This is a genomic window from Microcoleus sp., assembly GCF_041354475.1.
Classification (GTDB): Bacteria; Cyanobacteriota; Cyanobacteriia; order Cyanobacteriales; family Microcoleaceae; genus Microcoleus.
Map to the genome: position 1 here is coordinate 1 of NZ_JBGJZU010000001.1, position 11273 is coordinate 11273.

The 11273-nt window shown below is 43.0% G+C and carries 6 protein-coding genes; 3 read left to right on the forward strand and 3 right to left on the reverse strand.

What is annotated here, in order from left to right:
• Positions 1–218 (forward strand): hypothetical protein (locus tag ACBR23_RS00005; RefSeq protein WP_371118289.1); only part of this gene is annotated, 218 nt, incomplete at its 5' end.
• 161 nt (positions 219–379) lie between these two features.
• Here ACBR23_RS00005 and rpiA read toward each other — a convergent pair.
• Positions 380–1102, reverse strand: a complete 723-nt coding sequence (gene rpiA / locus ACBR23_RS00010; RefSeq protein ID WP_341735746.1) for a ribose-5-phosphate isomerase RpiA — start codon at positions 1100–1102, stop codon at positions 380–382.
• Positions 1103–1357: 255 nt separating this feature from the next.
• On the opposite strand from rpiA, the gene ACBR23_RS00015 reads away from it, so the two are divergent.
• On the forward strand, positions 1358–4681 hold the full coding sequence (locus ACBR23_RS00015; RefSeq protein ID WP_371118290.1) for a tetratricopeptide repeat protein: 3324 nt from the start codon (positions 1358–1360) through the stop codon (positions 4679–4681).
• A gap of 87 nt (positions 4682–4768) precedes the next feature.
• Here the strand turns inward: ACBR23_RS00015 and ACBR23_RS00020 are convergent, their stop codons facing one another.
• Positions 4769–8719: a PAS domain S-box protein gene (locus tag ACBR23_RS00020; protein WP_371118292.1), complete on the reverse strand. Its 3951-nt coding sequence runs from the start codon at positions 8717–8719 to the stop codon at positions 4769–4771.
• 189 nt (positions 8720–8908) lie between these two features.
• Here ACBR23_RS00020 and ACBR23_RS00025 point away from each other — a divergent pair, with 189 nt between their 5' ends.
• A complete protein-coding gene (locus ACBR23_RS00025; RefSeq protein WP_371118293.1) occupies positions 8909–9241 on the forward strand; it encodes an SLC13 family permease in 333 nt (110 codons plus the stop codon).
• Here ACBR23_RS00025 and ACBR23_RS00030 read toward each other — a convergent pair.
• Positions 9152–11273: alpha-mannosidase (locus ACBR23_RS00030; RefSeq protein ID WP_371120839.1), on the reverse strand; the 2122-nt coding region annotated here is incomplete at its 5' end. The two genes, ACBR23_RS00025 and ACBR23_RS00030, sit on opposite strands and share 90 nt — an antisense overlap.

Genomic DNA, 11273 nt, shown 5'->3' on the forward strand with positions numbered 1-11273 from the left:
GTTGTAACCTCTCCCACTGTTCGTTACTTAAGTCTCCTCGGTTCATGAGCGTTAAGTGGTTGCGATCGCCTATTTTCCAGTATACAACGAGTTTGAAAACACGCCCTAGCCCCCCCCAAGGGGGGAAATTCAGGAAGAAGGAAGAAGGAAGAAGGAAGAAGGAAGAAGAACCCCCCCCTAGCCCCCCCCAAGGGGGGAAATTCAGGAAGAAGGAATAAGGAAGAAGGCATAATGAAGCAGTCGTCAGCTTCAAATCATTTTTTATTTTAATAAATCGGAACTTGGCTATTTTTAATTACTGGAAATTACCTATTATGCTATTTTAAAGAACAGGCAATATGCCTGTTCTACCAAGAGTCTATGATTGCCAGTGGGTAAGTTATGATTGCTTGAAAATCTCGCGGACTACAGGTTTGCCATCTTTAATTTCACCAACCAAAACTAAATCTGTGCAGTTAACAAACAAGCCATTTTCCAACACGCCGGGAATGTTATTTAAAGTCTTTTCAAGTTCGACAGGGTTGTCTAGGTTGTCGAATTGGACATCAATTACCATGTTACCTTGGTCGGTAATTACTGGGCCTGCTTTTCTGATTCCCATGCGGAGTTCTGGTTTTCCTCCCAGTTTTTCAATGGCGCGGGTGACAGGGGCGATCGCCATTGGTATCACTTCGATTGGGACTCGAAAAGTCGAACCCAATTTCTCTACCATTTTAGAACTGTCAACTACTACGATAAACTGAGCTGCAAGGCAATCTACAACTTTTTCGCGAGTGTGGGCTGCGCCTCCTCCTTTAATTAAGTTTAGCTGCGGATCGACTTCATCAGCGCCGTCAATCGCCACATCTATTCTGTCAATTTCATCCAGGGTTGTCAGCGGTACTCCGTATTGTTTGGCTAACACTTCTGATTGAAAAGATGTTGGTACTCCTTTGATATCTTTGAGTTGACCGGATTTGATGCGATCGCCCAAGGCCTGAATAGTATAAGCTGTAGTTGACCCCGTGCCCAGTCCCACAATCATTCCTGACTGTACCCGATCGGCGGCAGCAAACCCTACTTGCTGTTTCATCAATTTTACTGGGTCTTGTTCTGTGGTCATGTTCAATAATCCTGAATAGTTTTAAAATTATAGCACTGATGGATTTAATGAACCGCAGAGAGCGCAGAGAACGCAGAGAGGAAGAGGAAGAGATGAAACTAGCAAGTTCTCTGCGATAAGTTTTCTATCATTTGGGAACTTATCTATTTCCTCTCTATTTCTTCTCTGTGCCCTCTGTGGCCTCTGTGGTTTAATGAAAAAAAATCTAGTTCATAAATCGATGGATAATTGCGCTATCCAGGGTGTAGTTGGTTGGTGCAATCCCGATCGCGGGTAAAATGGCTGAATAGTATTAGTATCAAAACTGTAACAGTGGTAGAACAAATGATTGCGGAATCTTTGGTGAATTTAGAGGCAGCTCAAACTTATTTCCAAAAGGCAAATCGGCTGAAAGACACAGGTAGGCTTGATGAGGCGATCGCACATTATCATAAATCTCTAGAGTTCAATGGGGAAGATGCAGAGGTTTACAAAACCTTGGCGGAAGTTTATGCTTTGCAAGGGGAATTTGAAAAGGCGATCGACTCCTGCCATCTCGCCGTTAAATTTAACCCTAGTTTTGCTCCCGCTTACTTGACAATGGGCAATGCTTTACATAGTCAAAACAAGCTGGAAATGGCAATAGAAGCTTATTTACAAGCCTTGAAAATTCAGCCTGAATTTGCAGAAGCCAGCGCTAATTTGGGGAGTATGTATTACAAACTAGGACAATTATCGGAGGCGGAAAAATCTTACCAAACAGCTATTGCTATTAATCCATATTTGTGTTCAGTACGTTTGATGCTTGGTAGCGTTCTCCATTATCAAGGCAAGTTAGATGCCGCCATTGCTTGTTATCAAAAAGTCCTGGAAATGCAACCTGAAGATGCAAGCATAGCAGAGAAAATATCCGATTTACTTAAACAAAAACAGCAGGAAAACACCCCTAGCAAATTTCTGGAATTAGAGCCAGAATCTGACCCACAACAAGGGGTAACTGTCAACAAAGACGAAGGCTATGGTTTACAGCCTTCCAGTATCAATTTGCCACCATCAGAAACTAATAAAAATTTAAATACATCCTTCACAAATCCAGCGGAAGTTTCTGAACAAGTTTCTCAATTGAATGTTCCCAGCAATGAGGAAATTGCCAATTTTAAAGAAGTTGAAGGCTACAAAAATCTGGCAGAAGATTGTTTGGTAAAAGGTAAGGTTACTGAAGCGATCGCAGCGTGTCATTTGGCCATCAAAACTCGACCAGATTACATTCATGCTTACGTCACTTTAGGGAATGCTTTGCAAGCTATAGGCAAACTTGAAGCAGCAATTCGCTCCTATTCTCAAGCCTTAGAATTGCGACCAAATTTTGCTGAAGTTCGCGCTAATATCGGCAGTATGTATTTTAAAATGGATCGCTTGGAAGAGGCGATCGCCCATTACGAAGCCGCCATTGTCCTCAGTCCCAATTTAGCGGGCGCTCACTGGAATTTAGGTAAAGTATATCACAAATATGGCAACGTGGAAGCCGCGATCGCCTGTTTTCAGAGAACATCCGAACTTAATCCCCAGCTAGTCGGTGCAGATTTCCACTTTAACCTAGCTAACCGACTTTTCACTCAAGGCAAGCGCGATGAAGCTATTGAAAGCTATTTAAAGGCGATCGCCATTAAGCCAGATTGGGCCGAAGCCTATGCTAACATCGGCAGTGCGCGATCGCAACAAGGCAATCTCGATGCAGCCATTACTTATTATCAGAAAGCTGTAGAATTAAAGCCGGAATTAGAAGTTTTGCACTCCAACCTTGCCAATTCATTTTTGCAGCAAGGAAAGTACGAATTAGCAGTTACCAGTTATCAAAATGCCCTCAAAATTAAGCCAGACTGGGCAGATGTTCACGCCAATTTAGGTAACGCTTTATCTATGTTAGGCAAACTGGAAGAAGCCCAAGCCAGCTATCAAGAAGCCCTGGTATTCAAACCAAATTGGGCAGAAGTTTACTGTCGGATGGGACACATTCAAAAGCAGGATAAGCCCTTGGAGGCGATCGCCAATTTTGAAAAGGCGATCGAATTCAACCCCAAATTCAGCGAAGCCCACCAACAATTGTGCGACTTACTAAGCCATTCCACCAACCTAGCAGGAGCTCGCAGAGTCGCAGACAACTACTGCGAAAACTGTGGCGAACAAGTACCAGTCATGTCAGCCACCGCTTACGTTTTCTCCTATCTGCAATCAGGGGTGAGCAAACAGGCAATTCAGAAACTCGAACAAATCGAAGCACTCTCCTACGAAAAAATCGAAACCTTTACCAATATCGAACTAAAACTGCTCTACGAAATCTTCTTGTTTGCAGTTTCTCACCTGCGAGATAATCGCGAGAAAAATGCCAGCTTTTACCGATTAGTTGCCAAGGAATACTACAAAAAAGTCCTTCCTCCACGGCAATCAATCGACAGAATCAAACCAGTCAATTACCAAACAAAACAAAAACCTTTAAGAATCGGCTTCCTCTCAAAACACTTCCGTCGTCACTCCGTCGGCTGGTGCAGCGAAGCTTTAATTCGGGAATTAAGCCGCATCACTCCCCACGTTCACCTCTACGTCACCGGCAAACTTAACAAAGATGAAGTAACCCAGCGATTTGAAGACATGGCGGGCAAATTTTATTGGCCCAAAAAGTATCCAAATGGTTTTGCAGATGGTGGTGAAATTCTCGCCGAAGTGCGGCAAGACGATTTGGATGTATTAATCGATTTAGACTCGATGACAGTACCAACAAATGTAGAAGTGTTACACCAGTATCCCGCTGGTATCTGTGTTTCTTGGCTAGGATTTGATGCACCTTATATCTCAGACAATCACTATTTTCTGTGCGACGAACACACTCACCCCGCCGGTGTTGAAAAACATTACTTAGAACAGTTAGTGAGATTGCCTAGTTGTTCCGTAGCAATTGGCGCATTAGAAAGCATTTCAGTCAATCGAGAAGCGATTAGAACTTCCCTCGGTATTGGGTTAGATCAAATGACTTATCTCTGCGTGGCACCAGGGAGAAAAACTAATCCTGAAATGGTGCGCGCTCAAGTTAAAATACTCAAAGAAGTTCCTGATAGTTTGCTAATCCGTAAAGGTCAAGGCGATCCTGAAGTAATTCACAGCACTTACCGCGAAGAATGCGATATTCAAGGAGTAGATTTTACTCGGATTAAGTTTGTGGGGCAAACCAAAACGGAAGAAGAACACCGCGCCATTTATTATGTGGCTGACGTGCTTTTAGATTCCTATCCTTATAATGGTGGTACTCATAATTTGGAGGCTTTGTGGGCGAATTTGCCAGTGGTAACTAGATCCGGCGACCAATATCTTTCGCGGATGGGTTATGCTTTTCTCAAAAGTGCAAATCTGGATATGGGTGCGGCTTGGAGTTGGGAAGAATACACCCAGTGGGGAGTTAAGTTTGGGCGAGATGCTAGTTTCCGAAATGCGGTGAAAGAACACTTGATTAAATCTAAACAGCCAGAACATCTTGCACCTTTGTGGAATCCTCATAAGTTAGCAAGGGAAATGTATGAAGTGTTTCAACAACTGTTAACTAAATAACTCATACTTGGTAGCGATCGCTTTAGTTGGCTTGGCAAGTTGTTAGCTATTCCCCGACTAAAGTTATTGCTACAAACCACTTATGAACTACTGATTAATCCCTACTCGATCGCGCCCGCTAGACTTAGCTTGATAAAGCGCTTTATCCGCCGCTTCTATCAGCATTTTAGGTGAGTTTTGACCTTCGGAAATGCTCGCAACTCCCAAGCTCAGAGTCACGCAATCGCTGACAACGGACTTGATATGGGGAATAGCTAAAGCTTTAACACGGCTGCGGATTGCTTCAGCAACTGTCCCCGCCCTAACCAGGTCTGTATTTGGCAAAATTACCCCAAATTCTTCGCCACCATATCTAGCAGGCAAATAAAGCTGTTCTGGAGATACTTCTGCACAAGTATCTCCGATCGCCCGTGCCACTTGTTGCAAACAAGCATCCCCCGCTTGATGCCCGTAATTGTCGTTGTAAAGTTTAAAACAGTCAATGTCGCACATAATCAAAGATAGTGGCTGGGAACTACTACATTGCTCCCATTCTCTGTTCAAAACTTCGTCAAAGCGACGACGATTTCCTAGTTGAGTTAGACTGTCCAAATTCACCAAGCCATCTAATCTTTGATTGGCTGCTGCTAACTGCTGGTAAAGTAAAGATTGTTCGATCGCGATCGCCAATTGAGTAGCCAACTGACTCAGTAAATCCACATCAAACTGTTGCCACTTGCGAGGTCCAGAACAGTGGTGGGCGATTAGCAAACCCCACAATTTCGGTATATGACAAGAAGCGTTACCTTCCCTAGATTCTATACCCTGCTGTAGGATAGGAACCACCAAATTCGCCTGCACCTGACACTCCCTCAAAAAATTAACGTGACACTCATCCAAACCCGCAGCTTGAATATCCTCAATAACTCGAATTCTGCCTTTCAAATACTGTCCGATATAAGAATGGGCAAAACAACAATCATCAAAAACCATCCCCAAAAGTGGTATCCATTCTTCCCCAACCGACTCCACCACCACATCTCCATTCCAATCAGGCCGGAAGCGGAAAACAATCGCTCGATCCGTTGCTAAAAACTCCCGCACTTCCGCTACCGTAGTATTGAGGATATCTTGGAGGTCTAGGGAAGAACGGATGCGCGATTGAATCTGCGCGATTAGGCGTTCCCGTTCTACCTGCTGTCGCAGGGCGACTTGAGCTTGCTTGCTTTCTGTAATATCTCGACCTTCCGGCAATAGCAATACCACTTGACCAGTTTCATCGGTTACTGGTTTCAGAGAAAAATCTATAATAGCCGTCCGATTTGTACCTTTAAATTCCACTTCATAGCGGACTAATTCACCTTTTGCCGAGCGAGAAATTGCTTGTTTTAACTGTTCTTGAATTTCCTGAAGCCCTGCCCACCAAGGTCCTTGCCAAAATGGAAGATTAGCCACATCCCGCAGATTGATTCCTGCAAAATCTAGAGAAGTTTGGTTAGCTTCTAACAAAGTACCATCCGGTTTCAACAGGCTCACAAATTGAAACGAAGAATCAAAAATTGCCCGAAAACGTCTTTGACTATCTCCCAACATTGCCGTCACCTTAGAGCGAGAGGTAATATCACGGAAGCGCCATACCCTGCCAATAATATTGTGTCCCACTCTAATAGGCTGAGTATAGCGTTCAAAAGTGCGACCATCCTTAAATTCTAAAATATCGCAGATTTCAGCTTCAGCATGGTTATAAATTTCTTGAATTCGGCAGATAAAAGCTTTAGGGTCTTTAACTTGTTGAGTGAGAAATGCCAAGCGCATCCTGCGATCCATTGAGTTTTTAATTTCTTCGGTAATTCCCCACATTTTTACTAAATTTTCATTAAAACTAATCATTTCTCCTGCTGTAGTGACAGCCAAAATACCATCTGCTGTCGCTTCCAAAGTTGCGTGCAAAATAGAACGTGACCTCTCTAATTCTGCTTCTAGTAATTTACTTTCTGTCAGGTTTCGCACGGCTTTAACCTGAAGTAATCGACCTTCACATAATACGAATTTGCTGCGAACATCAGCCGGAAAAGTTGTCCCATCTCGCTTGATAAAAACAGTTTCGCAGATTGTATTGCTGGCTGCTGAAATCATTTGTGGTGCTTGTTTATAAGATTGTGGCGACAGCAGTTCCAACAAACTCATCCCCGCCATTTCATGGGGTTTGTAACCGAATAAATCGGCAAAATTTTTGCTGACATTCAAAATCGTGTCCCGGTCGGCGACGGCGACTGCTTCAAAATAAGCTTCACATTCTAGCAGGTAATCGGTGGCGGTTTTGCGGTTAATTTTTTGGGGCAAACTATCATTTTTGATTAATTGTTGAAGCTGCATATTGGCGGAGTACAAAGCAGTCATGGCCTGCCTGTACATCCCCGTGCGTTTTTCAACTCTTTCTTTCAGTCGATCGCGCGATTCTCGCAGTCTTATTTCTACTTGCTTTAACTCCGTAATATCTACTGAAAAAACTATCACACCTGCTACTTTACCTGCGCTGTCGTGGTAAGGTATTTTGTCTGTGCGTACCCAGCATTTTTGACCGGAGACAGTGGGCAGTTGGTGAATTTTGCCTAATCGGGGAACGCCGGAATTAATTACTTGTAAATCTTCTAAATAATATTGCTCTGCTTCGTCGGGATAGATTTCATAAAATGATTTACCTTCTAATTGCTCTGGAGGCAAACCTCTAGATGCTGCTGCCACTTTGTTGATTCGCAGCAAATGGCTTTCGGTATCTTTGTACCAAATCATGGCTGGTATGGAATCCAGAATAATTTGCTGTTCTTGCTGCTGCTGTCGGATTTCTGCCTCTATTTGTTCTTTTTTAAAGATTCTTTCAGCCAGTTCTTGATTGGCTTTACTCAGTTCTGCTGTGCGTTTTTCTACTCGTGCTTCTAGTTTTTCGTAAAAATCATTCATCAAGTTTTGCTGCTGTTCCCGTCGCGTTAATTCGATTTTTACTCTTTCGCTGACTGACAAACTTGTTGAAACAAAATCTGCTAATATTTTGGTGATATACTGTTCGTCTTCCGTCCACTCACTGTCACACGCAGCACGTTCAATATTCACAATTCCTACCATTTTACCACCCAACATAATGGGTACGTTTAATAGGGAAGTAATACCTCGATCGGAAAAATAAAGACCTGCTAGTTCTCGCGTTCTGGGATCGTTAGTTGCAGCCACTGCTGCGATCATACTTTCGGACTTCAACGCTCGAAAATAAGCCGGACAGTCTGCTGCTGTGACAATTATTTGTACGAAATGGAGTTTGGTATTTTGTTCGTAAAGGTCAATACAGTGAAGCTGGGTGCGGTCTTCGCTGTACAGCCAAATGCTAGCCCGATCGCATTTTACAACATTCACAGCCGTTTCCGTAATTTCTCGGATAAATTCTTCTATATTTTTCTTTTCAGTAGCTTGACTTTTGGCTAATTTGGCGATCGCCTGAGTTTGATTTCGCCAAATTTGCTGAGCTTTTGCCTCTGGTGTTAGATATGTGGGTAATGTAATTTCTTCGCAAACTAGCAGTACGCTTGGCAGTTGGAAAGTTTCAAAGGAATTGTTACTATTTTTGACTATTTCCCAGGCTGGTTCCGACAAAGTTAATGCAGTTGCTTTTACCCAAATTTTCCTACCATCTTTGCAAGTCAAACTGCATTCCCAAGCCTTCCTTTTTTGGCGATAGCCACTATCTTCTAGCTGCACAAATTCGGCAAATTCTGCGTGCAGTTTACCTTGATTTTGGCTTTCAAATATGTTAAAAATTGAATGAGAAACTAATTCCTGGGCCCTGTAACCCAGGCGAGATGCACCGAACTGATTGAGCGAAAATACTCTTCCCAAAGCGTCGAGAACGAAGTAAATTCCTGGAAAATTATCGTAAAGAGTACGATACCAATTGCGTTCAATTTCTCTACTGCACGAAATTTTAGCTGTTCCGAGTTCGTTCCCCGTGCAGATGGCATGAGAATTGTTTGTTTCTGGGTTAATTGAATAATTATTGTTAGCAAACACTTTTAAATTAACTCAATTGTAATTAAATTTACTCACTCTGGTTCAACTTTTTTATGAAACAAAGTCAAACCTATTTTTACAATAAAGCTGCTTAGCTGTAACAAATTTACAACTCTGTCCCTGGGGACGTTTGCGATTCCCAATCCCAGCTCTGTGTTAGTTTACGCTCATCAAAGGTTTTAAATATATATGATAACACTGAAATATCTATTGTTGGGATTAACCTACCTGGGTTTTGGGTTAGGGTATGTACCGGGTTTACGGATGAACCGGGCTGCGATCGCTATTGTTGGGTCAGGTTTTATGGTGACTTTAGGCGTAGTTAATCTCAAAACCGCCTGGGAGGCGATCGACCCAAGTACCATCGTTTTTTTACTCGGAATGATGATTATTAATTCTACCTTGGGAGCATCCGGCTTTTTTCAACTAGCATTAGAGTTTTTGACTCGCTTTACTCCTTCTCCTTATGGAAAAACTGGCGATTTTCCAAGGGGATATTTGGAAACCCTTCCCATCCTCTGATTTCTCTGGTAAAGTTGTCGGTTGTTCTAACAAGTCCACTGACTGACTAATCGCCAAACTCAAATCGCTCTCTAATTCTAACCGAGCCTCTTTACCCTGGGATTCATAACACCGTAAAATCCACAAGTTAGCATGGTCTTCCGACTGTTTGAAAGCCATCAAAACTAAGTTGTCGGCTGATAAATCGAGGAATTTACCTACAGTCGGCAAAGTGCGGTGGTGATTTCCTTCTAACTTGGGAAATACCTTGACTAAGAGTGGCAAATTCAATTCATATCCCTGTCGTACAGTACCAGCATCTTGCCAATTTCCGCGGTGAGGATAAACTCCACAAGTAAATTCATGAATGCCGATATCAGCTTGTGCATCTGGCCAAGTCGAACTCCTGAGTAATGTTAGACGAATTTGATTTGGTTGAAGGTCACAACCATATTTACAATCATTGAGTAAGCTAACTCCAAAATCGTCATTACTGATATCTGTCCACCGTAATATCGGCACTTCCCATTTGGCTTTTTCCGCCGCAGTCTGCGGTTTAGTTGTGCGCTCGATCGCACCTCCGGGAATTTCGCACGTTGCCAAATCTGCTTCTACATTTAACCCAAAGGCTGCTTTTACTAAAACGTGCTTTTCTTGCCAATCTACCACTGTTTTAATTTTCAGCACTGGCGAACCAATTTCTACTATATAATCTTGGTAAAACTCCGATTTTCCAATTTGTCTAACTACACGCAAACTCTGCCTTATTTCTCCCTGGGAGATCCAGGTAATATCTTTCAGTATCGGCGCTGCTAAGGGATATTTTGCATAATTTGGATCGATGTTCCAAGCGTCCCAATATTGACCGCCATCTTGAAATGATTGCAGTTGATTGCCTCCAGATTCATTCAGGACTTCCCTATGATTTAGTTTATCCCAAATACTCGATAAATTTCCAGTTTCGCTGTCTACTTTTACTCGAATAAATTCATTTTCTAGCAGCATTATTGGAGGGACAAAAGGAGTTTCTTGACAAACACCCTCGTTTCGTGCAATATTAGTTGTAACTTCACCTAACCATGTCTGATTGTAGTTTTCTGGTAAGGGTGACGAATTTTCCAGGGTTTCAGCAGCTTCGGGACAGAGCCAAAACACCCGGTAGCCGACTGGGGGGAGATTATTTGCCAAAAATAACAGTGTAGATTGTGGTTGTGGTCGATCGCACGGTTGAATTTGCGTAGTCAGCCGTTGTCCTGACAAGTCGTAAATCGCCCAAGTGGTAGCAGCGGAATCGGGAAGGGATAAAGAGACAACTTCCGAACGCGACCAATTGAGGGAGTTAAAGATTAAAATCGGTTGAGCATCAGGTTGGGGTGGAGAAGGCAGAGAAATTTGACTGGCGATCGCATCCAAAGATGTTAGCACAATTGAACGACAAGTGCGATCGACCTCAGCCCATCCTAGATTAGCATCAGCATAAACTTGGGCGATCGAAGAACCAGGTAAAATATCGTGAAACTGGTTAAATAAAACTTTTTTCCAGGCTATTTCTAATTCAGACTTCGGATAAATCGCACCCGCGCAAATCGTGGCGAGGGAAGACAGCAACTCAGCTTGGTAAAGCAATTCCTCACAGCGGCGGTTGTAACGCTTTTGATCCGCGTGAGTTGTGTAACAACCTCGGTGGAATTCCAGGTAAAGTTCATCTTTCCACAGGGGAAGAAGAGGAAGCCTCGAAACATCGACTGGAGACTGGGAAGTTTTACCCAAGTTAGCAGATTCAACCGCAGCCGAATTGTCTCGCATCGAAACATCAGCTTGAGACTGGGAAGTTTTACCCAAATTAGCAGATTCAACCACAGCAGAATTACCAATTTCAGCCTGTTTCAAAATCGGCTGATTTTCCCCAATCGAAACATCGACTAGAAACTCCGAAGTTTTAGCCAAATTAGCAGATTCAACCACAGCCGAATTGTCTCGCATCGAAACATCGACTGGAAACTCGGAATTTTTACCCAAATTAGCAGATTCAGCCGCAGCCGAATTGCCACTT